This window comes from Falsochrobactrum tianjinense (genome assembly GCF_019100495.1).
In the GTDB taxonomy this organism is placed as follows: domain Bacteria; phylum Pseudomonadota; class Alphaproteobacteria; order Rhizobiales; family Rhizobiaceae; genus Brucella; species Brucella tianjinense.
The window spans coordinates 87,645-110,340 of the sequence record NZ_JAHRVA010000006.1; the positions used below are offsets into that span (position 1 = coordinate 87,645).

Here is a 22,696-nt window from a genome sequence, read left to right on the forward strand (position 1 = left end):
AGAAAACAAAGAGGTGTTCATTAATGCTTGCATGGGGAGCGAGGCGTAAGGCTGCGACCATAGAGGCCGAGACGCCGCAAGAAGAAATCATCCAGCACCCGCAGGGCGAGCAGGAACCGCATCGAATTGCGCTGGCGCTTGGCGGTGGCGCTGCGCGCGGCTGGGCGCATATTGGAGTGCTTCGCGCGCTCGATGAAGCGGGTATCGAGATTGCAATGATTGCCGGCACTTCCATCGGTGCGCTGGTTGGCGGCTGCTACCTTGCCGGAAAACTCGACGAGCTGGAAGATTTTGCCCGTAGCCTGACGCGGCGGCGCATGTTTAACCTTCTCGATATTACATTTCGCGGCAGCGGCCTGTTCGGGGGCATGAAGCTCGATAACCGCATGCGCGAGCATCTTGATGGCGTATCCATAGAGAACCTTGCCAAGCCGTTTGTCGCCGTATGCACCGAGTTACATACTGGTCACGAAATCTGGCTGTCCACCGGGCCGCTGGTGGAAGCCATGCGCGCATCCTATGCCCTGCCTGGCGTTTTTGCGCCCGTGCGCTGGCAAGGACGCGTCCTGGTGGACGGCGCGCTTGTCAATCCGGTTCCTGTATCTGTTTGCCGCGCCTATGAGCAGCGGCTCGTTCTGGCCGTGAACCTGCATTACGATCAGTTTGGACGCGCCGCAGTCATTAAGCACGCACAATCACAGCAGGAATCCTTTTCCGACACATTGCGCAGTGAAAAAGAAAGCCGTTTGGGCATTACCGGCGTGATGATGGAAGCATTCAATATTATCCAGGATCGCATTTCACGCGCCCGCATGGCCGGTGATCCGCCGGACGTGACACTGATGCCGACCGTCGGCCAGATCGGTCTTGCCGATTTTCATCGTGCAGCGGAAGCAATCGATGCGGGTTATACTGAAACAATCAAGCGTCTCGAAGATATAAAGCGTCTTCAGGGTGTTATGGGCTGAAATCGCGGTACGCGCGAATCTTGCCCCATGATGATTCTGGCCTCTACCGGATTGGCCTGTTTTCTGTGAGAATTTTGCGCTTATGTGAAGAAGTTCTGATATTCTTTATGATTGGCGAACTCGTTGAAAAAGCCCGGATTTCCGGGCTTTTCTCAATTGCCTGGCTCAACGGCCAAAATCTTTTTCGCATTCCTTCATAAAAAGATCAGTTCAGCACACAGATGGGGCTTGTGCACCCCCAATCGATTTGCTACATGCCCCTCGCCGACACTGTTCGGCTCCTACCACGGGCGGTCGTGGCGGAATTGGTAGACGCGCAGCGTTGAGGTCGCTGTGGGGCAACCCGTGGAAGTTCGAGTCTTCTCGACCGCACCATTTCTTCTCATAAGAGCTGATGATATTTTCTTCCACCCCGGAAGATCGTCTGTGTTTTTCGGCATGGCTAAAACGCGCCCTCCGTTGGGAAGAGCGCGCTATCTTTTATTTGTAGTCTAGCTCGGCCAGAATTGCTTCTTCATCTTCGCCAAGTTTTGGCGAACGCCGGTCGAGCTTGAGTTCTGCATCCGAGAACCGGATCGGCGTACGCAAACCCGGAATGCCCTGCGGATCGATCATCATGCCGCGAGCGATAAATTGCGGATCGGCAAACACATCAGCCACCGTATTGATCGGCCCCGCAGGAACACCAATGCTTGCCAGTTCGGCCAGAAGATCGTCCCGTTGCCACAGTCGCGTTTTTTCTTCCAGTAGAACTGTAAGGGCGGCACGATTGGCGACGCGCGCTGCATTGGTCACGAAGCGCTCGTCCCGAATCAGCGCGTCAACACCCAGCAAGGTTGCCAGCTTTGCGAACTGCCCGTCATTGCCGCACGCTATGATGAAATAGCCGTCAGATACCGGTAATGTCTGGTAAGGCGCGATATTGGGATGCGCATTGCCCATGCGCTTTGGCGTGATGCCTGATGCCTGATAATTCATCGCCTGATTGGCGAGAACCGCCGCCATGCAGTCGAACAGCGCCATATCGATATGCTGTCCTTGCCCTGTGCGCTCGCGCATAATGAGAGCCGATTGAATGGCGATCACGCTATAAAGCCCGGTAAATATATCGGCAAAAGCGACACCGATCTTTTGCGGCTCGCGATCCGGCTCACCGGTCAAATCCATGATGCCGCCCATGCCCTGAATCATGAAATCATAACCCGCGCGCTCGGCATAAGGACCGCTGTGCCCGAAGCCAGTGATCGAGCAATAGATCAGGCGCGGATTGATCGCCTTGAGGCTTTCGTAATCGAGTTGGTATTTATCCAGCCCACCAAATTTGAAATTCTCTATAACGATATCGGCATCCGCCACGAGTCGCCGGACAAGCTCCTTGCCCTCATCGGTGCGGAAATCAGCTCTGATCGAGCGCTTGCCCCGATTGCAGGCGTGAAAATAAGCTGCGGACTTCTCGCCCTCGACCTCAATGAAGGGAGGCCCCCATTGGCGAGTGTCATCGCCTTCCGGGCTTTCTACCTTTATAACATCAGCACCAAGATCAGACAGGGTTTGGCCGACCCATGGTCCGGCCAGAATGCGAGCGAGTTCGATCACTTTGAGACCGGCAAGCGGTGTATTCTGCATGTTGAAACCTTCCATGAAAAAGCCCGCCCACAGGAAGCGAGCGGGCCATCGTGACGGCGGCAGGAATGGCGATCAGAAAAACGCCTGAATGCCAGTCTGTGCCCGCCCAAGGATCAGGGCGTGAACATCATGCGTTCCTTCATAGGTATTCACGGTTTCCAGATTCTGCGCGTGGCGCATGACATGATATTCGATCTGGATACCGTTACCGCCATGCATGTCGCGCGCCTGCCGGGCAATATCGAGTGCCTTGCCGCAATTGTTGCGCTTGACGATGGAAATCATTTCCGGCGCCATTTTGTCTTCATCGAAAAGGCGTCCGACCCGAAGGCTTGCCTGAAGGCCAAGCGCGATCTCCGTCTGCATATCGGCCAGCTTCTTCTGGTAAAGCTGTGTGCCTGCAAGCGGTTTATTGAATTGCTTGCGGTCAAGGCCATACTGGCGCGCACGGAACCAGCAATCTTCCGCAGCGCCCAGAACACCCCATGAAATGCCGTAGCGCGCACGGTTGAGACAGCCAAACGGTCCCTTGAGGCCAGAAACATTGGGCAGCAAAGCATCCTCGGAAACTTCCACGCCATCCATGACGATTTCGCCGGTGATGGAAGCACGCAGCGAAAGTTTCCCTCCGATTTTCGGGGCAGAAAGTCCCTTCATGCCTTTGTCGAGCACAAAGCCGCGAATGGCATTGTCATGTGCTGCTGACTTTGCCCATACGACGAAAACATCGGCGATCGGGGAATTGGAAATCCACATTTTTGAACCGGACAGGCGATAGCCGCCATCGATTTTCTCGGCGCGGGTCTTCATCCCGGCTGGATCGGAACCAGCATCAGGTTCGGTCAGACCGAAACAGCCGATGAGCTCGCCCGATACGAGGCCCGGCAGATATTTCTTGCGCTGCTCGTCCGAGCCATAGGCATAGATCGGATACATGACGAGGGAAGATTGCACGCTCATCATCGAGCGGTAACCGGAATCCACGCGCTCGACCTCCCGCGCGACCAATCCATAGGAAACATAGCCTGCATTGGCTGCGCCATATTCTTCCGGAAGCGTGACTCCCAGCAGACCTGCCTGCCCCATGAGTCGGAACAATTCGGGATCGGTGGTTTCGTCCATATAAGCTTTCTCGACGCGCGATTGCAGAACGTCGCTGGCAAATGCCTTGGCTGAGTCGCGGATCATGCGCTCGTCTTCGGTCAATTGCTCATCAAGCAGAAATGGATCTTCCCAGTTAAAAGCCGCGCGTGACATGCATAGTCTCCTCAAATTCGGTTGGTGCAAATATGACGCGGTACAGAAAGCCATGCAATCGACGTTTACTCATCGATCTATTCCATTTAGTAATAGATTATGAACTCACTATCCCGACGCCTTCTTCCCTCTACCAGTGCGCTGGCCGCGTTTGACGCCGTGGCTCGGCATAAAAGTTTTTCTGCCGCCGCCGAAGAATTGTCTCTGACCCAAGGCGCCGTGAGCCGTCAGATTGCCGTGCTGGAGGAACAGCTTGGCGCAGCGCTTTTCGACCGCAGCAGCCGCCATGTAGTGCTTTCCGATGCCGGCCGCACCTATCTCGATATTGTTGGACCGGCGCTGGCGTCCATTCGCGCTGCTTCACTCCAGGTGATGTCGCAAATGCGCGGAACGACGCTCAATCTGGCATTCCTGCCGACATTCGGCACACGATGGCTGATCCCGCGCATCCCGCGTTTTGTGGCGCAATATCCGGATATTATCCTGAATTTTGCGACGCGCATCGGCCAGTTCGATTTCGAACGCGAAGGGCTTGATGCGGCAATCCATACCGGCCAGGCTGATTGGCCCAATGCCGACTGCACATTTTTACTTGAGGAGATTGTAGCGCCGGTATGCAGCCCAAAGTTTTTGCAAGAGCATCCGATAAGTGCAGCGCAAGATTTGCTGCGCTTGCCGCTCTTCAATATGGCGTCGCGCCCAGGCGCTTGGAAGCACTGGTTCAAAAGCCTTGATATTACAGCCCCCGTTTCCGGCGGCATGCGTTTCGAGCAATTTTCAAACGTTTCACAGGCTTGCATTGCCGGACTTGGCATCGCGCTCATGCCTCTGTTTCTCATCAGCGCTGAAATCGAGAACAGGCAACTCGTCATCGCCTATCCGCATACGGTAAAAAGCCCGAGCAGCTATTATTTCATAACGCCTAAAGCGCACGCCAATGCACCTGCGGTCGCCGCGTTCCGCGACTGGCTTCTGGGCGAAGTCAGCCGCGAATTCGACCCTCATGCAATTGAATTGCTGACGATTTCATAAGAGCGCAAACGCTTTTGATGGTCATAAATCATGCCGGTGATCATCAGTTCATCGGCACCGGTCCGGTCCGCAAATTCGCTTATGCCTTTTGCCACCGTTTCAGGTCTGCCCACAACGCGGCATGACAGCATCTGACGAATGAGCGCCTTCGCGGAAGGGTCCAGCTGTTCCGCATAACCTTCCACCGGAGGAGGAAGCTTGCCCGGACGACCGGTGCGCAGATTGACGAAAGACTGCACCTGCGAGGTGAACAGATAATTTGCTTCCTCGTCCGTATCGGCGGCAATCACGTTCAATCCCAACATGACATGAGGCTTGTCGAGATATTGCGATGGTTCGAAACGCTCGCGATAAAGCGCAACGGCTCGTTCCATTTCTGCAGGGGCAAAGTGTGACGCAAAGGCATATGGCCGACCCAATATAGCGGCAAGCTGCGCGCCGAATAGGCTCGAACCCAATATCCAGATCGGCACGTTCAGCCCACCGCCCGGCACAGCCTGCACCCGCTGCCCCGGCTCGACAGGACCGAAATAATTAGTCAGTTCGACCACATCCTGCGGAAATCCATTCGGGTCGCTGTCAAGCGTGCGTCGCAGCGCATGGGCTGTGACCGGATCGGTTCCGGGCGCGCGCCCAAGGCCCAGATCGATGCGTCCGGGAAACAGAGATTCGAGCGTGCCAAACTGCTCCGCCACCACAAGAGGCGCATGATTCGGCAACATAACACCCCCGGCCCCAACGCGAATGGTCGAGGTACCTGCAGCAACATGGCCGATCACCACCGCGGTCGCAGCACTGGCGATTCCCGGCATATTGTGATGTTCGGCAAGCCAGTAGCGGTTGAAACCGAGATGTTCCGCCTGCCGGGCGAGTTCCAGTGTATTGCGCAGAGACTGTCCGGCATCGCTGCCTTCGGGAACGGGTGAGAGATCGAGAACGGATAAAGGTATCATGCCTGCTCATATGGGTTGATAACTTAAGGTTGCAACATCAGCCAGAAAAAAGGGCAACCTACTTCTAGGCTGCCCTTCAAGTGTTCTTCAATGCAAGTTTCAGTGATGCGGAGCAGGCTCTGGCGCACCGCTGCCTTCTTGGGCGGGCTGGGCGGGCAAGAACTCGCCCTCCACATCCTTCTTGGCGATGAAAGTATAGAACATCGGCACCACGAAAAGCGTGAAGATCGTGCCGATGGTGATGCCGGTGAAAATAACCAGGCCCATAGAATAGCGCGCCGCAGCGCCCGCGCCGCTGGCGGTGATCAGCGGTACAACGCCAAGCGCCATGGCCGCCGTCGTCATCAGAATCGGGCGCAGGCGGGTTTCAGCAGCGATCACGATCGCTTCGCGGCGCGTATGCCCATGTAGGCGGCGCTGCTGATTGGCAAATTCCACCATCAGAATACCGTGCTTGGTTATCAATCCTACGAGAGTGATCAGACCGACCTGCGTATATATGTTCAGCGTACCTAGACCGAGATTGAGCGGCACGATAGCACCAAAGATTGAAAGCGGCACCGACATCATGATGATGAATGGATCACGGAAACTTTCAAACTGCGCCGCCAGAACCAGATAGATGACGATAACGGCCAGACCAAAAGCGATCAGGATCGTGTTGCCCTGCTCCACTTCAAGTCGCGATTGGCCCGAATAATCGAGGAAGAAGCCTTCCGGCATCTTCTGCCGCGCCAGATCGACCAGTGTCTGAAGCCCTTGGCCCGTGGTCACGCCCGGTAGAGGCAAAGCTGAAATTGTTGCGGAGTTCAACTGGTTGAACTGCTCGATAGCTGCCGGAGAGGCGTTCTGCTTGATCTGAATGACAGATGACAAAGGCACCATGGAACCCGAAACGCTGCGGACATAGAAGTCGCCGAGGTTTTCCGGATTGGCACGATAGACATCAGGAACCTGCGTTATGATGTCATAGCTGTTCGAATCGCGATCGAATTTGGCGATTGACGCGCCGCCCGTAAGAAGACCCAGAGTCGCCCCGATCTCGCTCACCTGAATACCAAGTGTTGCGGCACGGTCGCGATCGATGGTGATCGTCGTTTGCGGCGCATTAAAGGAGAGCGAGTTCTGCACAATGATATACTGACCCGTCGCCTGCGCTTCGTTCTTGATTTCTTCCGCAAGTTCAAAGACCTGATCGGCCGGGCCGGTAGACTGCAAAGCGATAGAGATTGGCAGGCCGCCGCCTGTACCCGGCAAGGAGGGCGGCGCAAAAATGAATGCCTCGACGCCGGCCAGCTTGTTCAGGCGTTCGGTCAGATCCTGCTGGATTTCCTTTTGAGAACGCGTGCGATCTCCCCAATCATTGAGCACCCACAGCGCGATACCGGAGTTGGTGCCGCCATCCATACCGACGATCTGAAAACGCGTTTTCAGTTCCGGCAGGTCTTTCGTCAATTCATCAATCTGCTCGGCGTAAAGATTAGTATAGGCCGAGGTCGCATATTGCGGCGCATTGAAGAGCGAGAATAGCGCCCCGACATCTTCTTCCGGGGCGAGCTCACTCGATGTATTCATAAACAGAAAACCGGTCAGGCCAACCAGAGCCGCCACGATCATCAAGGTGATCGAACGATAATCCAGCGAGTTCGACACGCGGCGGTGATACCACTTTTCAACTTTGGTGAATGTATTGTCGATAAAGGTCTGGAAACGTGATGTATCCCCGTGCTTGAGGATGCGCGCGCACATCATCGGCGAGACAGTCAAAGCCGCTACACCTGAAATAATAACGGCACCCGCCAACGTGAAGGCGAACTCACGGAACAGCGCACCTGTCAGTCCGCCAGTAAAGCCAAGGGGAGCAAACACCGCTGCCAGCGTAATTGTCATGGCAACAATCGAGCCGGTGATTTCCTTCATGCCTTTGAAGGCCGCGTCCATCGGGCGTAACCCTTCCTCGATATGCCGATGGATGTTCTCCAGAACGACGATGGCGTCATCCACCACCAGACCGATTGCCAAAACCATCGCCAGAAGTGACAGAAGGTTGATCGAAAAACCAAGCACATAAAGGAAGAAACAGACCCCGATCAGGGAGATCGGAATTGTGACGATCGGAATTATAACCGAGCGAAAAGATCCCAGAAACACGATAATGACAAGAATGACGATCGCCATCGCTTCGGCAATAGTCGTAAACACTTCCTCAATGGACGAACTGATCTGCTCGGTCGCGTCATAGACGAGTTCGATGGACATGCCTTCGGGCAGTGAGGCCTGAATGGAAGGCAGTTCCTTGCGCACGGCAGTCGCCATATCGATGGGATTGGCGGCAGGAGTTGGGAAGACGCCAAGGAATGTGCCCGCAGAGCCATTGAACGAAACGATGGTATCGGTGCTCTCGGCAGCCAACTCGACCCTCGCCACGTCGCGCAGGCGCACCACATCATCGCCCGACGTTTTGAGCGGCATCGCGCCAAAAGCTTCCGGTGTCTGCAACGTCGATTCCAGCGTGATCGAAGACGAAACATATTCGTTCTTGGTCTTGCCGGGTGCGGAAAGGAAGTTCGACGCTCGGATGGCCGCAAGAACTTCAGACGCCGTAATCTCATGTGCCGCAAGCTGGATCGGATCGAGCCAGACACGCATCGAATAAATCTGCCCGCCAAGAATTTCAGCCTTGGCGACGCCCTGAATGGTCGACATGCGGGGCTGGATGACGCGTTCCAGATATTCGGTGATCTGCTCGCTTGTCATATTCGGGTTCTGCGCAGCCAGATACATCGTGGCGAAGCTCTGCCCCGTACCCTTAACAATCACCGGATCTTCTGATTCGGATGGCAACTTGCCGCGAACCTGATTAACTTTGGCAATGACTTCGGTCAGCGCCGCATCCGGATTTGCGCCGAGCTTCATCTGTACTGTCACCACCCCCATGGACGGGCGGCTCGATGAAGTCACATAATCAATATTTTCGGTTGTCGCGACGGCCTCAGCGATTGGCGCTGTGATAAACCCCTGAATTAGCTCGGCGCTAGCACCGGCATAGGTGGTGGAAATCGTGATAACCGTTTCATCTACCTTTGGATATTCGCGTACTGAAAGCTGTGCGATCCCCTGTAGACCTAGAAGAATGATCATGAGGGCAACCACGGTGGCAAGCACGGGTCGCCGGATGAAAATATCGGAAAAACTCATCGCGCGCGCCTATTGGTTGCCAACCGCAGGGGTCGGGTTGATGGTATTGTCGATTGTTACCGGCATGCCCGGCGCAAGGCGATTCTGGCCTGCTGTAATGATGACATCGCCCTGCTTGAGACCATCGGTGATCTCGGCAACACCACCATAACGCCGACCGATCTTCACGAATACCTGTCGTGCGACCTGTCGGTCAGCCTGATCCTCCGGGGCTTCCTCGCCTTCCTTTGGCTCCTCCGGGCGAACCGCATAGACATAATCACCATAGAGGCTTGTCACAATTGCAGTTTGCGGCAATGCGAGCACATTATCCTCTTGTGGAAGTTCAACGCGCACCTGCACGAATTGGCCCGGCGTTAGCCGGGGTTCGGAATTTTTTACTTCCGCACGAACCGAAACAAGTCGAGTGGACGGATCGATCTTCGGATCGATGCCGACAATCGTGCCCTTATAATTGAGGGACTGGCTGTTCGATCCAGCTTCGACGTTTTGGCCAAGCTTGATGGCAGAAAGCGATTGTTCGGGTACTGTGAAATCGATGCGCATCGTATCAGTTTCCTGCAAGGTGGCAATCACCGTGCCGGGCGTGAGATACTGGCCTATGTCGACCTTAGCGATTCCGATAACCCCGGAAAACGGCGCTGTGACGGTCTTCTGCTCCAATACAGCCTGAAGCTTGGCAACCATTGCCCGCTTGGCGCTTGCCGCCGCGGCAGTCGTATCGACATCGGACACCGCACCGACACCGCGTGTGCGCAAGGTATCGGCACGTTTGAGGTTCTGCTCGGCAAGAACCGCCTCGGCCTGTGCGGCGGCGAGATCAGCTTTCTCGATACTGTCCTCAAGCTTCAGTAAAACATCGCCCACTTCGACGGTCTGGTTCGCCTTGAAACCAATTTCCTGCACGATACCGTTGACCTGTACCGTCAGATCGATACCGTTTCGCGCATTGGCCGTGCCGATCGCTTCTATCCCCGGCGTCCAGGTACCCGGCTCCAGCGTAATAGTCGAAACAGTCTTGGCTGGCTGTTGCATATTGGCGAAGAAATCCTTGATCGCCTGTGTTCGGAAAAGATTGAATCCGACGAGTCCGCCAACGACGATCGCCAGAAATATTATTGCCAAAATAAGGCGCTTGATCATTGCGGATGCACTCCAAAGGCGGCGTTGGCGAACTGCCTGTCGGTTTCCGTTGCAGCGCTCGCACGTATTTTACTTGAACTAAAGAGGCGAAAAACTGTACCGTCCAGACGGTAATGTCAACTATCGAACTGTCAGGAAGCCAACGAAATTGCTATCAAGGAACAAGGTATCTTCGCGTGAGCGCATTGTGCGTGCAGCAGTGGAACTGGCCCAGGAAGTCGGTCCTGCACATATATCCCTTGATGCGGTAGCCGCCCGTGCCGGACTTTCGAAAGGAGGACTGCTTTATTCTTTTCCCACCAAGGCCCGGCTCCTGGAAGCTGTAGTCGAAGAATATATGAAAGAACATGAGCGCGCCATGAAGGTGCAGGAAAATCTTCAGCAGGGTGAACAAAACCGTGTGGCGCGGGCTTTTGTCGATGTTTATCGTGTTCACTCCGACGATGCGCCGCCCGGTTGCGGTGTTCTTGCCGCCCTCATGGAAAACCCAGATTTCATGATTCCGGTGCGCCATTACCACCGAGTCCTGCTCAACCGAATGCTTGATGATGCCAGCGACACCGACATTGCCCTGATTGCCTACCTCGCCCTGACGGGGCTTGAATGCGGCAAGCTTCTCGACTGCGAAGTACTCTCGGAGAAGGAACGCCACTCCGTTATCTGTCGGCTGGAAAAAATACTCGAAGCTGGCTGATCACACTTCGATCAAAGGGCAGGAATATCACCCCGCTCCCATCCTGCCGTGGTTTCAGCAGAAAAATCGACGAAATTGCCTTCGGCAATCGCCGCGCGGATGCCCTTCATCAGATATTGATAATAGGCAAGATTGTTCCAGGTAAGCAGCATGGCGGCGAGCGCCTCGCCGGATTTCACCAGATGATGCAGATAGGCGCGGCTGTAATCGCGCGCCGCCGGACAATCGGATTCCGGATCGAGCGGGCGATGATCCTCTGCATGGCGCGCATTGCGCAGATTGACCTTGCCAAACCGCGTGAAAGCAAGACCATGCCGTCCGGCGCGGGTCGGCATGACGCAATCGAACATATCGATACCGCGTGCAACCGATTTCAGAATATCATCGGGCGTCCCTACCCCCATCAGATAGCGTGGCTTTTCTGGTGGCAGGATCGGACAGACCACCTCGAGCATATCAAGCATGACTGCCTGTGGCTCACCCACCGCAAGGCCGCCGACAGAATATCCCTTGAGATTCATCGCCTTCAATGCTTGCGCAGAACATTCGCGCAGACGTGCATTGTCGCCGCCCTGTACAATGCCGAACATAGCCTTGCCCGGCTGTTCGCCGAAGGCCACCTTGCAGCGTTCGGCCCAGCGCAGCGAAAGTTCCATCGCCCGTTCCGTATTGGCTTCTGACGACGGCAGCGCCACGCACTCGTCAAGCTGCATCTGGATATCGGAATCAAGCAGTCCCTGAATTTCGATGGAGCGTTCAGGCGACATTTCATAGGCTTTCCCGTCAATATGCGACTGGAAAGTGACACCATTTTCGTTCAGCTTGCGTAATTGCGCCAGCGACATGACCTGAAATCCGCCGGAATCGGTCAGGATTGGCCCCTTCCAGCCGCCGAACTGGTGCAGCCCGCCGAGGCGCGCGACTCGCTCGGCACCTGGACGCAGCATGAGGTGATAGGTATTACCCAGAATAATATCCGCGCCCAGCTCCTTCACCTGATCCATATACATGGCCTTGACGGTCCCGGCAGTGCCGACCGGCATGAAGGCGGGCGTGCGCACCACACCGCGCGGCATGGAGATTTCACCCTGCCGGGCCGCGCCATCGCGCGCCAGCACTTTAAACTCAAACTTTTCGCTGCTCATGTGGTGTGTCTATCTTGGTCGGCCCGTTCGAGCAAGCCGGCGTCGCCATACGAATAGAAGCGGTAATTGCCCACAATCGCATGTCCGTAGGCTTCACGCATCGTATCAAGGCCGCTGAATGCCGAAACCAGCATAAAAAGCGTCGAACGAGGCAGGTGAAAATTGGTCATCAGAAGATCGACCGCGCGAAAACGATAGCCGGGCGTGATGAAAATATCGGTCGCACCCGACCATGGCCGGATAATGCCGTCTTCGCCGCACGCACTTTCGATCAACCGCAACGAGGTCGTCCCGACGCAGACGATGCGCCCGCCGCGCTCATGTACGGCATTCAACGCGTCGGCGGTTCTTTGCGAAACATGGCCGATTTCCGAATGCATCTTGTGGTCGCCCGTATCGTCGGCTTTTACCGGCAAAAACGTGCCCGCCCCGACATGCAGGGTGACGAAATGTTCTTCAATGCCGCGCGCTTTGATTTTTCCGAGAAGCTCGGACGTAAAATGTAGCCCTGCCGTGGGAGCCGCGACTGCACCCTCCTCACGGGCATAAACAGTCTGGTAGTCCTTGCGATCACGCTCGTCTTCCGCTCGCTTGGAAGCAATATAGGGCGGTAGCGGAATATGGCCGACAGCGGCAATCGCTTCATCGAGAATTGGCCCGGACAGGTCGAACACAAGCAGCGCCTCGCCCGCATCGCCCTTCTCTGTGACCGTAGCATCAAGCGTACCCATGAAGCAGCTTGAACCAGAATGGCCGAACCGGATACGATCGCCTTCCTTAACGCGCTTACCGGGCCGGAGAAAGGCTTTCCAGCGATCAGGGCCGGTGCGCATATGCAGCGTCGCGCTTACCTGCGCAATGTTGCCATCGCGTTCACGCATACCTTCAAGATGTGCTGGTATCACTTTGGTATCATTGAAAACAAGGGCGTCGCCAGGTTGCAACAGGTCGGGGAGCTCAAATACCTGGCGGTCCACGAAGGGCTGGCCGGGGCGGACACATAACAGTCTGGCATGGTCGCGCGGCTCCACCGGGCGCAGGGCGATGCACTCTTCCGGCAGATCAAAATCGAAAAGATCAACGCGCATAGGAAACCTCACAAAGCATTTCCGGCAAAAGCGCGAAGCGGTTTATGTCCGAAAATGCGGCAAACAAACTACGGCCCCGGCGGGGTTACGCCGGAGCCGCGATCATATGCATAAACGATCAGATATCCGCAGCGATCCGCGCGGCCACGATCACGTCCGGATCAGCGACTGGCTCACCGCGCTTGATCTTGTCGACATTATCCATGCCTTCAATCACCTGGCCCCATACCGTATACTGGCGGTCGAGCCACGGCGCATCGGTAAAGCAGATGAAGAACTGCGAATTGGCCGAGTTAGGATTCTGTGAACGTGCCATCGAAGCCGTGCCGCGCTTGTGCTGCGTGTTGGAGAATTCGGCCTTGAGGTCTGGCTTCTCCGAACCGCCCATGCCAGCACGCGAGCCGTTGAAATCGGCGCCGCCCGTCTTTCCGAACTTCACATCGCCCGTCTGCGCCATGAAACCGTCGATCACACGATGGAAGACGACGCCGTCATAAGCACCTTCGCGGGCCAGTTCCTTGATGCGCTCGACATGACCGGGAGCAAGATCGGGATAGAGTTCGAGAATCACATTGCCTTTGGTGGTTTCCAGAACGAGCGTATTTTCAGGGTCTTTGTAAGCCATGCGGGCCTCTCCTTTTCAAACTTATTTTTTGTCGGCCTCGATAGCGGCCTTGATGATCTTATCCGGGTTTTCAACCGAACCATTATCGGCTTCATCACCCTTCTTGATCTTGTCTACGGCTTCCATGCCACTGGCAACCTTACCGACCACCGTATATTGCCCGTTCAGGAACGCGCCATCGGCAAACATGATGAAGAATTGCGAATTGGCCGAATTCGGATCCTGACTGCGCGCCATACCAACCGTACCACGCACAAAAGGTTCCTGCGAGAATTCAGCGGGAATATTTGCATAATCAGAACCGCCGGTGCCAACGCTCGATGCATTGAAACCCTTATCCATATTTCCGAATTTCACGTCGCCGGTCTGCGCCATGAAACCTGGAATAACGCGATGAAAGGCAACGCCGTTATAGGCCCCGTCGCGAACCAGCCTCTTGATCTGCTCCACATGCTTGGGCGCGAGGTCCGGGCGAAGTTCGATTGCAACGTCCCCATCCTTGAGCGTCAGAACGACAGTATTTTCAGGATCGGCCGCGGAAGCGATATGAGAGGTTCCCAGCGAAAGCGCGAGAAAGGCGGCGGCGGCAAGCGCCGAACGGATGAATGACATGATCGAAAAACTCCCTGCGATCAGGATTTGAATTTTGCTTCGAGCGCAGCGGCAACCACTGCGGGAACGAAAGGACGGATATCGCCGCCCATGGAAGCAATCTGGCGGACCAATGTGGCGGTAATCGTGCGCACCGCCGGATCGGCGGGCAGGAACACTGTCTGCAATTCCGGCGCCATGGTTCCGTTCATACCCGCCATCTGCATTTCATAATCAAGATCGGTGCCGTCGCGCAATCCGCGCACCATCAGTTGTGCGCCATGTTTGCGCGCGGCGTGGATTACCAGATTATCGAAGGAAATAACCGAAATGCGGCTGGCGTCTTTTCCCAGCCCGTGCTCCGCGCTCATGCCAATCAGTTCAAGGCGCTCCTCAAAGCTGAAAAGCGGCTTTTTCCCCGGATGCAGGCCAATCGCAACAATGACGTGATCCGCTAGGCGCAGTGCACCTTTGAGGACATCCATATGGCCATTGGTCACAGGGTCGAAGGAACCCGCATAAATCGCGATCGTCATTTCTCCCAGCTAGCCTTTTCTGATCAGATTTTCAACAACAACCACAAGAATAAGAAAGTGGAAACCATGAAAGCAGATGACTGTGGCATGAACAATGATTTCAGAGAAAGTTCACGACCGATTTACCAGAACAGGTGCAAGGATGATGCAACCTTTTCGCGTCTCAAGCGTATATATGTCGAAAGGATACCGCGATGATGATATTTCTTCTGGCATTATCCATGATGGTAGCAATGGCTGCTTCGGCAATCGTACTGCTTCTGGAAGAGAACGAAGCAAAGAAACAGCGCGTCCGGCCGGTAGCTTTCAATCTGAGCACAATACGCAATCTGCGCTCGCATTAGGCAGTTTTAAGGATTGCCAACTCCTCCAGTCTTGGCATCTTAAAAAAGGCCGATGATTAGTCATCGGCCTTTTTTCATTGGGGTCCAGCAGAACCATCCGATACAGTTTCAACGCATCTTGCGTGAAACCAGCCAGATCATTCTCCGTTTTCAATAGGCGTTTCGCCTGATGACACCGAATCGTCAGTTACTGCATCGTCGCCATTCTCTTCATCGCTTTCCGCTTCCGAAATGCGCTCGACCGAGACGACTTTCTCGCCGTCAGCCGTATTGAAGATCGTGACGCCCTTTGTCGAACGTCCGGCAATGCGAATACCGTCGACCGGCACACGGATAAGCTGACCGCCATCCGAAACGAGCAGAATCTGGTCGCGCGGCTCTACGGGGAACAGAGCCACGAGCTTGCCAATTTCATCGGTCTTCGACGTATCGGTCGCGCGGATGCCCTTGCCGCCACGGCCTGAAACGCGGAACTCATATGAAGAAGAACGCTTGCCGTAGCCATATTCGCTAACGGTGAGTACAGTCTGCTCGCGCGCACTCAGTTCCTGATAACGCTCTTCCGAAAGCTCTGCATCGACACCGACTTCCTCGCCCACCACGACGATATCATCCGCATCGTCCGCGCCCTGGGCACGCCGTTCGGCGATTGAGCGTTTGAGATAGGCCGAGCGTTCGGCTGCATCTGCCTCGACATGTTGCAGAATCGCCATGGAGATGACCTTGTCGCCATCCGCCAGATTGATGCCGCGCACGCCGATCGAATTGCGACCTGCGAAGACACGTACATCGGTGGCGGGGAAGCGAATGCACTGGCCACCAGCACAAGTCAGAAGGACGTCATCGAATTCCGTACAGGTTTCGACGGAGAGGATTTCGTCGCCCTCGTCTTCCAGCTTCATCGCAATCTTGCCGTTACGATTGACCTGAACGAAGTCCGACAATTTGTTACGGCGAACAGTACCGCGCGTCGTCGAGAACATTACGTCGAGGTTAGCCCAGGATTCTTCATCTTCCGGCAATGGCATGATTGTGGTGATGCGCTCGCCCTGCTGCAAAGGCAGCATGTTTATGAGCGCCTTGCCACGCGATTGCGGATTGCCGATCGGCAGGCGCCAGACTTTCTCCTTGTAGACGATACCGCGTGAGGAGAAGAACAAAACAGGCGTATGCGTGTTGGCCACGAACAGGCGCGTGACAAAATCCTCGTTCTTGGTCGCCATGCCCGAACGGCCCTTGCCTCCGCGGCGCTGCGCGCGGTAGGTCGCAAGCGGCACCCGCTTGATGTAGCCGGCATGGCTGACGGTGACGACCATATCTTCGCGGGCGATTAGGTCCTCATCGTCCATTTCTGCGCCGCCAAGACCAAATTCGGTGCGACGCGGCGTGGCGAATTCGTCGCGAACGGCAATCATCTCATCCTTGACGATTGTCATGACGCGCAGACGCGAACCGAGAATATCCAGATAGTCGCGAATTTCCTCACCGATTTTGTTCAACTCGTCCGCCACCTCGTCGCGTCCAAGCGCGGTGAGGCGCTGAAGCCGCAGTTCGAGAATCGCGCGAGCCTGTTCCTCGGAAAGATTATAGGTGTTGTCGGCATTGAGCGTATGCCGCGGATCATCGATCAGCTTGATCAGCGGGGCGACATCGGCTGCGGGCCAACGGCGCTCCATTAACTGTTCGCGTGCAGTCGCCGGATCAGGAGCGCGGCGGATAAGCGCGATCACCTCATCGATATTGGCGACAGCAATCGCAAGTCCAACCAAAACATGAGCGCGGTCGCGTGCCTTGTTGAGCAAGAACTTGGTGCGGCGCGTCACCACTTCCTCACGGAAGGCAACGAATGCACGCAGCATGTCGAGCAGCGTCAACTGTTCGGGTTTGCCGCCATTGAGCGCGACCATGTTGCAACCAAACGAAGTCTGGAGCGGCGTGTAGCGGTAAAGCTGATTCAACACCACGTCGGCCACGACATCGCGCTTCAGTTCGACCACCACACGATAGCCGTCACGGTCGGATTCGTCGCGCAGATCGGAAATGCCCTCGATACGCTTGTCGCGCACCAACTCAGCCATTTTCTCGATCATCGTCGCCTTGTTCACCTGATAGGGAACTTCGGTGATAATGATTGCCTCACGATCGCCACGCATCGGCTCGATCACAGCGCGACCACGCATGATAACGGAACCGCGGCCTGTGCTGTAGGCGGAATTGATGCCCGCCCGCCCCAGAATGATGCCGCCGGTCGGAAAGTCCGGGCCGGGAATGATCTGCATCATTTCTTCAAGCTCGATGGCCGGATCATCGATCAGCGCAATGCAGCCGTCGATGATCTCGCCCAGATTGTGCGGCGGAATATTGGTCGCCATACCGACCGCGATACCACCGGACCCATTGACCAGCAGATTGGGGAACCGCGCTGGAAGAACCGACGGCTCGCGTTCACGGCCATCGTAATTGTCCTGAAAATCGACCGTATCCTTGTCGATGTCGGAAAGAAGAGATTCCGTAACCTTTTCCAGACGGCATTCCGTATAACGCATTGCCGCTGGAGGGTCGCCGTCGATGGAGCCGAAATTGCCCTGCCCGTCCACAAGCGGGTCACGCAGGGAGAAGTCCTGCGCCATGCGTACAAGGGCGTCATAGATCGAAGCGTCGCCATGGGGATGGAATTTACCCATCACTTCACCGACCACACCCGCCGATTTGCGGTACGGCCGGTTATAGGCGAGGTTCATCTCGTTCATGGCATGGAGAATGCGCCGGTGCACGGGCTTGAGACCGTCGCGCACATCAGGCAACGCACGACTCACGATAACGCTCATGGCGTAATCGAGATAAGAGCGCTGCATCTCTTCAATGATGGAAATCGGCTCGATGCCGCTCGGACCGATAGGGTCGTCGCTCATATCACCGGAGCCGGGTGGAGGCGTTTGATCTGACACTATTCAGATATCTTTCTCAACAGAATCGATAAAGTAACTTTATAAAGGAAGATATCACAAAATGCCAGTTTCAGGGCCATTTCAAGCCACCGATTTCTTTTGTTGAATCAATAACTTAAAAGATGTTCACATAAAGATCGCGCAATGATGTTGCCCGGACCTGCCCTTTGCGTCGACCATAGGCCGCACATCGGCTACAATCCGCATCACAGTTCAGGCAGTAAGCAACACCAACGGGGCAAGCACGATATGGGCTTCTACGATACGGTTTTCAGCGCCTTCGTCACCTTGCTCGTCACCATAGATCCGCCCGGGCTTGCGCCATTGTTTCTGGCGCTTACCCCCGGTATGGATCGTCATTCGCGCGGCCAGGTCGCGTTGCGGGCGTCCGTGATCGGTTTCTGCGTCATGACGCTCTTTGCCGTGGCAGGCGTCGAGATTCTGGGCATGTTCGGCATTACTATTGGTGCTTTCCGCGTCGCGGGCGGTCTGCTTCTGTTTTGGATCGCTTTCGAAATGATTTTCGAAAAACGTACTGAACGAAAGGAAAAGAGCGCCGAAGTCGCCATTACCAAGGATCATATCCGCAATATTGCGGCCTTCCCGCTGGCAATACCGCTCATTGCCGGACCCGGTGCAATTTCAGCCATCGTGCTGACGTCTGATTCCTTTCAAGGCATCGGCGCGAGGCTGACACTCGTCGGCGTGATTTTCGTATGCTTGCTGATCACTTATCTGGTTCTGCTGCTCGCGGAACGCGTCGACCGGTTTCTTGGCGAAACCGGTCGTTCTATCCTCACCCGGCTTCTCGGCGTTATACTGGCCGCGCTGGCCGTACAGTTCGTCGCTGATGGCATCAAGGCGCTGATAGGTGGTTAAGCGGATTTAAGCGCTTTCTTGCCGATCATCGCATGCCGCAATCTGGAAGAAACCCAGTCGATTACGGCAACGGCCACGAGAATCATCAGGATCAGGAACGACACATCCTGAAGATTGAGCACCTTTATCTGCTCGGCCAGATGCGCACCGATGCCCCCTGCCCCGACAATACCGATAATAGTCGCTGAACGAGTGTTCGATTCAAAGTAATACAGAACCTGACTGCCCATCAACGGCAATACCTGCGGCAGCACACCGAAGCGATAGCCATGCAGATTTCTACCGCCCGACGAAACAACGCCTTCGACCGGCTTTTTGTCCGCACCTTCGATCGCTTCCGAGAACAGTTTACCGAATGCGCCGAAGTCGGAACAGGCAATGGCCAATATGCCTGCAAACGGTCCAAGACCGACCACGGACACCCATATCAGCGCCCATATCAGCGTGTCGACACCGCGGATCGTATCCAGAAAGCGGCGAATGCCGAAATGCAAAAAGACATTCGGAATGATGTTTTTTGCCGCGAGAAAACCGAACGGAAAGGCAAGGACGGCCGCGAGCAATGTGCCCAGATAGGCAATTGCCAGTGTCTCAAGCAGCGACCACATATAGAGGCTAAAGCGGCCCCCGGAACTGGGCGGCATCATCATCAGGGCGAAATCGCCAAGGCGAGCAAACCCGTTGAGAATACGCAACAGCGAAAAATCGAGCCAATAGAAGGAAAACGCAACCGAAGCGAGAACAAGCACGCCAGCAATGGTCAGGTTGCGCCAGATGCGCCCATTGCCAAACAGATCGGCATATTCTGCCCTGAGTTCCTTTTCATGTGCATGGGCTTCACGCGAAAGGCTTTGTGCAATGTCGGACATTATAACCCCTCGCTCAACCGATGCGGCCAAGAAGTGCGTGACGGACGCGCTGCGTGATGAGATCGATCACGACAATCGTGACGATGATGAGAAGCAGGATCGCGCTGACATCGCTATAATAGAACTGGCGAATGGAGGTGAGCAGTTCCTGCCCGATGCCGCCTGCCCCGACAAAGCCCATCACCGATGCGCCACGCACATTGATTTCGAAACGCAGCAATCCGTAGGATGCGAAATTGGGCGCGACCTGTGGCAGCACGGCGAAGCGGATCACTTGCAGACCCGAACCGCCCGAAGCGCGGATGCCCTCGACCGGGCGCATGTCGATATTCTCGACCACCTCGGAAAAAAGCTTGCCCAGGGAACCGGCGCTATGGAGCATCAGCGCCAGAACACCCGCCATGGGACCAAGGCCAAAAGCAATGACGAACAGAAGCGCAAAAACGATTTCCGGTACGGTACGCAGCAGCTCAAGGCCACGACGCACGACGAAGCGTGTTTTTGAATTGGGACTCATATTCGACGACGCTGCAAAAGAAGCAGCGAATGCGATCACAATGCCAATCAAGGTTGCGAGATAGGCGATCAGCAATGTCTCGAACAGCAGCTTGAGCCAGCCGCCGAAATTCCAGTACCATGCGGCGAGATCGCCCCAAAAATTGGCGACTGTCAGTTCCGGCAGGATGCGGCCAAGATAGCTCGTGAAACGAAAGAGGTTTTCAGCCAGCGTGCCCGGCCGGACATCGGCGACAACGGATGCAGCCATGGCGATAACGACAAGTGCGAGAAGCAGCCCTATGCCGTAAAGACGCCGCCTGCCGACTTCCCTGCGATACTCGGCAAGAAGCCCCCTGGCCCCGCTAACGTCAAAAGTGGACACCGTCATGCGCGTTTCCTTATCATCAAAAATGCCCGGAGCTTGATCTGCTCCGGGCATTCCGATTGTTTGACCGTTCAGGACTTGCGAGCCTTGTCGTTAAACTTGAGCATTTCGATGATCGGCTCGTATTCCTTGGCGTCGGTAGCCACGAATTCCTTATCCTTGCCGTCGGAAAGGGCGTCGAAACCGGCCTTGTCCTTCTTTGGCATATCAAGGAAAGCCTGCTTGATATCAGCCTTGAGCTGTTCCGGCAGGCCGGTCAGAACCGTAAAAGGACCTTCAGGAAGGAAGTCCGACTTGAAGATGATGCGAAAATCGTCCTTGGTCAGTTGCTTGCCATCGGCATTCTTGACAATTCCGCGATCCAGCATGCGCACCAGATTGGAGTCGTTTTCCGAGTTCCAGGAATTGGCGGCAGCGTCTGCTGTACCTTGCGAGAGAGCCAGAATGGCGTTTTCATGGCTACCGGCGAAGAAGTTCTTGCCGAAGAAACTGTCAACGCTGTAGCCCTCACGATTGAGGAAGTAACGCGGTGCATTATTGCCGGACGTCGAGTTTGGGTCGACGAGAGCGATGGTCTTGCCCTTGAGATCGTCCATGGTCTTGTACGGGCTGTCGGCGCGGACATATACGACCGAATAGTAACCGTTGACGCCTGTGTCGTGACGCTGGTTAACAAGCGGCGTGGTTTCCACGCCCGTCATAACGGCGCGCGAATAGGACGCCGGCCCATAGAAAGCGATATGGATATTACCGGCGCGCTGGCCTTCGATAACGGCGGCATAGTCATTAGCGACGCGTAGCGTAACCTTCGTGCCGAGCTCCTTGCCCAGATAGGCTGCGAGCGGTGCATAACGATCGCTGGTCGTCGAAGCATTTTCAGCCGGAATGACGCCCAGAACCAGTTCCGGATAATCCTTGCTCCAGTCAGCAGCCTGTGCGTTGTAGGCCATCATGGGGAATGTCATGGTGGCGGTCAGCGCGACAGCCGCCAGAAAACTTCTACGGTTGAACATGAGTCTCTCCTGTTAATCCTTGATTTGGAGCGTAATTTATCGGTCTCAGGCAGAAATCTGCCGCAATGCGGATTGATCGGCTTGTGGAACCGGAACAGGCATCGGCTCAATCGCCTCACCCATATCCACGACATCGGCGGCTTCCATGCCGTAAAGATCGCGTGCCGCCATCTCGGTCAGCATGGACGGAGTGCCCCGAAACACGATCTTGCCCGCAGACATGCCGACCAGGCGATCACAGTAGCTGCGCGCAATATCGAGCGAATGCAGATTGCAAAGCACCGTGATGCCATATTCACGATTGATGCGTCGCAACGCGTCCATGACGCTGCGCGTATTGCGCGGGTCGAGTGATGCAATCGGCTCGTCGGCGAGAATAATGCGCGGTTGCTGCACAAGCGCACGCGCGATGGCCACGCGTTGCTGCTGACCGCCGGAAAGTTCATCGGCACGATTGGCGGCAAGATGTGCGATATCGAATTGTTGCAAGGCAGAAAGCGCGATCAGGCGCTCTTCGTCGCTCCAGATACGCAGCAGCGATTTTGGCGTCGAAACGTAGTTCAGACGCCCCATCAGCACATTGGTTAGAACATCGAGACGATCAACCAGATTGAAATGCTGGAAGATCATGGCGCATTGTGCGCGCCAGTCGCGTAGTCCCGTGCCTTTCAGACAGGTCACATCGCGGTCATCCCAATGGATTGTACCCTCGGAAGGCTCCACGAGGCGGTTGACCATGCGCAAAAGCGTAGATTTTCCTGCACCCGAACGCCCGATAATCCCCACGAAAGTACCGGGTTCAATCTCAAGATTAACATCCGAAACCGCCACCTTATCATTGAAGCGGCGGGTTATGCCTTTAAGCTGAAGCATGAATTCATCTCCATTCATGCTCACTCTGACG

General features: G+C 55.5%; 20 protein-coding genes and 1 tRNA gene. 6 read left to right on the forward strand and 15 right to left on the reverse strand.

All coding sequences use genetic code 11. The features are described from left to right. Positions 1-23: 23 nt before the first annotated feature. Both KUG47_RS13590 and KUG47_RS13595 read left to right on the forward strand, forming a co-directional pair. Positions 24-968, forward strand: a complete 945-nt coding sequence (locus KUG47_RS13590; protein ID WP_217678521.1) for a patatin-like phospholipase family protein — start codon at positions 24-26, stop codon at positions 966-968. Positions 969-1,258: 290 nt separating this feature from the next. After that, positions 1,259-1,343, forward strand: a tRNA-Leu gene (locus KUG47_RS13595). A 105-nt stretch (positions 1,344-1,448) separates the two neighbouring features. Here KUG47_RS13595 and KUG47_RS13600 read toward each other — a convergent pair. Beyond that, the gene (locus tag KUG47_RS13600; RefSeq protein WP_217678522.1) at positions 1,449-2,594 is read right to left on the reverse strand and encodes a CaiB/BaiF CoA transferase family protein; all 1,146 of its coding nucleotides are present in this window, start codon (positions 2,592-2,594) and stop codon (positions 1,449-1,451) included. A gap of 72 nt (positions 2,595-2,666) precedes the next feature. Then, a complete protein-coding gene (locus tag KUG47_RS13605) occupies positions 2,667-3,851 on the reverse strand; it encodes an acyl-CoA dehydrogenase (protein ID WP_217678523.1) in 1,185 nt (394 codons plus the stop codon). A gap of 99 nt (positions 3,852-3,950) precedes the next feature. Between KUG47_RS13605 and KUG47_RS13610 the strand changes: the two genes are divergently transcribed. Beyond that, positions 3,951-4,883 (forward strand): LysR family transcriptional regulator, encoded by a 933-nt coding sequence (locus tag KUG47_RS13610; protein ID WP_217678524.1) that lies wholly within the window; start codon positions 3,951-3,953, stop codon positions 4,881-4,883. Here KUG47_RS13610 and KUG47_RS13615 read toward each other — a convergent pair. From KUG47_RS13615 to KUG47_RS13625, 3 genes are all read right to left on the reverse strand, one after another. Beyond that, positions 4,853-5,836, reverse strand: a complete 984-nt coding sequence (locus KUG47_RS13615) for an LLM class flavin-dependent oxidoreductase (protein WP_217678525.1) — start codon at positions 5,834-5,836, stop codon at positions 4,853-4,855. The genes KUG47_RS13610 and KUG47_RS13615 overlap by 31 nt on opposite strands. A 99-nt stretch (positions 5,837-5,935) precedes the next feature. Continuing rightward, positions 5,936-9,034 (reverse strand): efflux RND transporter permease subunit, encoded by a 3,099-nt coding sequence (locus KUG47_RS13620; RefSeq protein ID WP_217678526.1) that lies wholly within the window; start codon positions 9,032-9,034, stop codon positions 5,936-5,938. Positions 9,035-9,043: 9 nt separating this feature from the next. Continuing rightward, positions 9,044-10,177 carry an efflux RND transporter periplasmic adaptor subunit gene (locus KUG47_RS13625; protein WP_217678527.1) on the reverse strand — a complete coding sequence of 378 codons (1,134 nt, stop codon included), beginning with the start codon at positions 10,175-10,177 and terminating at the stop codon, positions 9,044-9,046. Between the two features lie 148 nt (positions 10,178-10,325). Here KUG47_RS13625 and KUG47_RS13630 point away from each other — a divergent pair, with 148 nt between their 5' ends. Continuing rightward, positions 10,326-10,871, forward strand: coding sequence for a TetR/AcrR family transcriptional regulator (locus tag KUG47_RS13630; RefSeq protein WP_217678528.1), 546 nt, complete (start codon positions 10,326-10,328; stop codon positions 10,869-10,871). Positions 10,872-10,882: 11 nt separating this feature from the next. On the opposite strand, the gene tgt is transcribed toward KUG47_RS13630, so the two are convergent. The 5 genes from tgt to coaD all read right to left on the reverse strand — a co-directional run bounded on the left by tgt (position 10,883) and on the right by coaD (position 14,856). Then, a complete protein-coding gene (gene tgt / locus KUG47_RS13635; RefSeq protein ID WP_217678529.1) occupies positions 10,883-12,016 on the reverse strand; it encodes a tRNA guanosine(34) transglycosylase Tgt in 1,134 nt (377 codons plus the stop codon). Beyond that, positions 12,013-13,104 (reverse strand): tRNA preQ1(34) S-adenosylmethionine ribosyltransferase-isomerase QueA, encoded by a 1,092-nt coding sequence (gene queA, locus KUG47_RS13640; protein WP_217678530.1) that lies wholly within the window; start codon positions 13,102-13,104, stop codon positions 12,013-12,015. Before queA ends, tgt begins: the two co-directional genes overlap by 4 nt. Positions 13,105-13,222: 118 nt before the next feature. Then, positions 13,223-13,729, reverse strand: coding sequence for a peptidylprolyl isomerase (locus KUG47_RS13645; protein ID WP_217678531.1), 507 nt, complete (start codon positions 13,727-13,729; stop codon positions 13,223-13,225). A 21-nt stretch (positions 13,730-13,750) separates the two neighbouring features. Next, positions 13,751-14,341: a peptidylprolyl isomerase gene (locus KUG47_RS13650; RefSeq protein WP_217678532.1), complete on the reverse strand. Its 591-nt coding sequence runs from the start codon at positions 14,339-14,341 to the stop codon at positions 13,751-13,753. Positions 14,342-14,361: 20 nt separating this feature from the next. Next, a complete protein-coding gene (coaD, locus tag KUG47_RS13655; RefSeq protein WP_217678533.1) occupies positions 14,362-14,856 on the reverse strand; it encodes a pantetheine-phosphate adenylyltransferase in 495 nt (164 codons plus the stop codon). Positions 14,857-15,050: 194 nt separating this feature from the next. Here coaD and KUG47_RS13660 point away from each other — a divergent pair, with 194 nt between their 5' ends. Next, positions 15,051-15,200 carry a hypothetical protein gene (locus KUG47_RS13660; RefSeq protein ID WP_217678534.1) on the forward strand — a complete coding sequence of 50 codons (150 nt, stop codon included), beginning with the start codon at positions 15,051-15,053 and terminating at the stop codon, positions 15,198-15,200. Between the two features lie 137 nt (positions 15,201-15,337). On the opposite strand, the gene gyrA is transcribed toward KUG47_RS13660, so the two are convergent. Further along, positions 15,338-18,112 carry a DNA gyrase subunit A gene (gene gyrA / locus KUG47_RS13665; RefSeq protein ID WP_217678535.1) on the reverse strand — a complete coding sequence of 925 codons (2,775 nt, stop codon included), beginning with the start codon at positions 18,110-18,112 and terminating at the stop codon, positions 15,338-15,340. A gap of 285 nt (positions 18,113-18,397) precedes the next feature. On the opposite strand from gyrA, the gene KUG47_RS13670 reads away from it, so the two are divergent. After that, positions 18,398-19,027 carry a MarC family protein gene (locus KUG47_RS13670; RefSeq protein WP_217678660.1) on the forward strand — a complete coding sequence of 210 codons (630 nt, stop codon included), beginning with the start codon at positions 18,398-18,400 and terminating at the stop codon, positions 19,025-19,027. On the opposite strand, the gene phnE (KUG47_RS13675) is transcribed toward KUG47_RS13670, so the two are convergent. The 4 genes from phnE (KUG47_RS13675) to phnC form a co-directional block, all read right to left on the reverse strand. After that, the gene (gene phnE / locus KUG47_RS13675; RefSeq protein ID WP_217678536.1) at positions 19,024-19,896 is read right to left on the reverse strand and encodes a phosphonate ABC transporter, permease protein PhnE; all 873 of its coding nucleotides are present in this window, start codon (positions 19,894-19,896) and stop codon (positions 19,024-19,026) included. The genes KUG47_RS13670 and phnE (KUG47_RS13675) overlap by 4 nt on opposite strands. A 13-nt stretch (positions 19,897-19,909) precedes the next feature. Then, positions 19,910-20,782 (reverse strand): phosphonate ABC transporter, permease protein PhnE, encoded by an 873-nt coding sequence (gene phnE, locus KUG47_RS13680; protein ID WP_217678537.1) that lies wholly within the window; start codon positions 20,780-20,782, stop codon positions 19,910-19,912. Positions 20,783-20,850: 68 nt separating this feature from the next. Beyond that, positions 20,851-21,792, reverse strand: a complete 942-nt coding sequence (gene phnD, locus KUG47_RS13685) for a phosphonate ABC transporter substrate-binding protein (RefSeq protein ID WP_217678538.1) — start codon at positions 21,790-21,792, stop codon at positions 20,851-20,853. Between the two features lie 45 nt (positions 21,793-21,837). Continuing rightward, positions 21,838-22,665 (reverse strand): phosphonate ABC transporter ATP-binding protein, encoded by an 828-nt coding sequence (phnC, locus tag KUG47_RS13690; RefSeq protein ID WP_217678539.1) that lies wholly within the window; start codon positions 22,663-22,665, stop codon positions 21,838-21,840. Between the last annotated feature and the right edge of the window lie 31 nt (positions 22,666-22,696).

Bases quoted from the DNA above. Each gene is read 5' to 3' on its own strand.
- KUG47_RS13660 (WP_217678534.1), top strand. From the start codon at position 15,051: ATGATGATATTTCTTCTGGCATTATCCATGATGGTAGCAATGGCTGCT.
- queA (WP_217678530.1), bottom strand. From the start codon at position 13,104: ATGCGCGTTGATCTTTTCGATTTTGATCTGCCGGAAGAGTGCATCGCC.
- KUG47_RS13670 (WP_217678660.1), top strand. From the start codon at position 18,398: ATGGGCTTCTACGATACGGTTTTCAGCGCCTTCGTCACCTTGCTCGTC.
- KUG47_RS13650 (WP_217678532.1), bottom strand. From the start codon at position 14,341: ATGTCATTCATCCGTTCGGCGCTTGCCGCCGCCGCCTTTCTCGCGCTT.
- KUG47_RS13645 (WP_217678531.1), bottom strand. From the start codon at position 13,729: ATGGCTTACAAAGACCCTGAAAATACGCTCGTTCTGGAAACCACCAAA.
- tgt (WP_217678529.1), bottom strand. From the start codon at position 12,016: ATGAGCAGCGAAAAGTTTGAGTTTAAAGTGCTGGCGCGCGATGGCGCG.
- phnD (WP_217678538.1), bottom strand. From the start codon at position 21,792: ATGTTCAACCGTAGAAGTTTTCTGGCGGCTGTCGCGCTGACCGCCACC.
- KUG47_RS13620 (WP_217678526.1), bottom strand. From the start codon at position 9,034: ATGAGTTTTTCCGATATTTTCATCCGGCGACCCGTGCTTGCCACCGTG.
- KUG47_RS13605 (WP_217678523.1), bottom strand. From the start codon at position 3,851: ATGTCACGCGCGGCTTTTAACTGGGAAGATCCATTTCTGCTTGATGAG.
- phnE (WP_217678537.1), bottom strand. From the start codon at position 20,782: ATGACGGTGTCCACTTTTGACGTTAGCGGGGCCAGGGGGCTTCTTGCC.
- coaD (WP_217678533.1), bottom strand. From the start codon at position 14,856: ATGACGATCGCGATTTATGCGGGTTCCTTCGACCCTGTGACCAATGGC.
- phnE (WP_217678536.1), bottom strand. From the start codon at position 19,896: ATGTCCGACATTGCACAAAGCCTTTCGCGTGAAGCCCATGCACATGAA.
- KUG47_RS13625 (WP_217678527.1), bottom strand. From the start codon at position 10,177: ATGATCAAGCGCCTTATTTTGGCAATAATATTTCTGGCGATCGTCGTT.
- KUG47_RS13590 (WP_217678521.1), top strand. From the start codon at position 24: ATGCTTGCATGGGGAGCGAGGCGTAAGGCTGCGACCATAGAGGCCGAG.
- phnC (WP_217678539.1), bottom strand. From the start codon at position 22,665: ATGCTTCAGCTTAAAGGCATAACCCGCCGCTTCAATGATAAGGTGGCG.
- KUG47_RS13610 (WP_217678524.1), top strand. From the start codon at position 3,951: ATGAACTCACTATCCCGACGCCTTCTTCCCTCTACCAGTGCGCTGGCC.
- KUG47_RS13600 (WP_217678522.1), bottom strand. From the start codon at position 2,594: ATGCAGAATACACCGCTTGCCGGTCTCAAAGTGATCGAACTCGCTCGC.
- gyrA (WP_217678535.1), bottom strand. From the start codon at position 18,112: ATGAGCGACGACCCTATCGGTCCGAGCGGCATCGAGCCGATTTCCATC.
- KUG47_RS13615 (WP_217678525.1), bottom strand. From the start codon at position 5,836: ATGATACCTTTATCCGTTCTCGATCTCTCACCCGTTCCCGAAGGCAGC.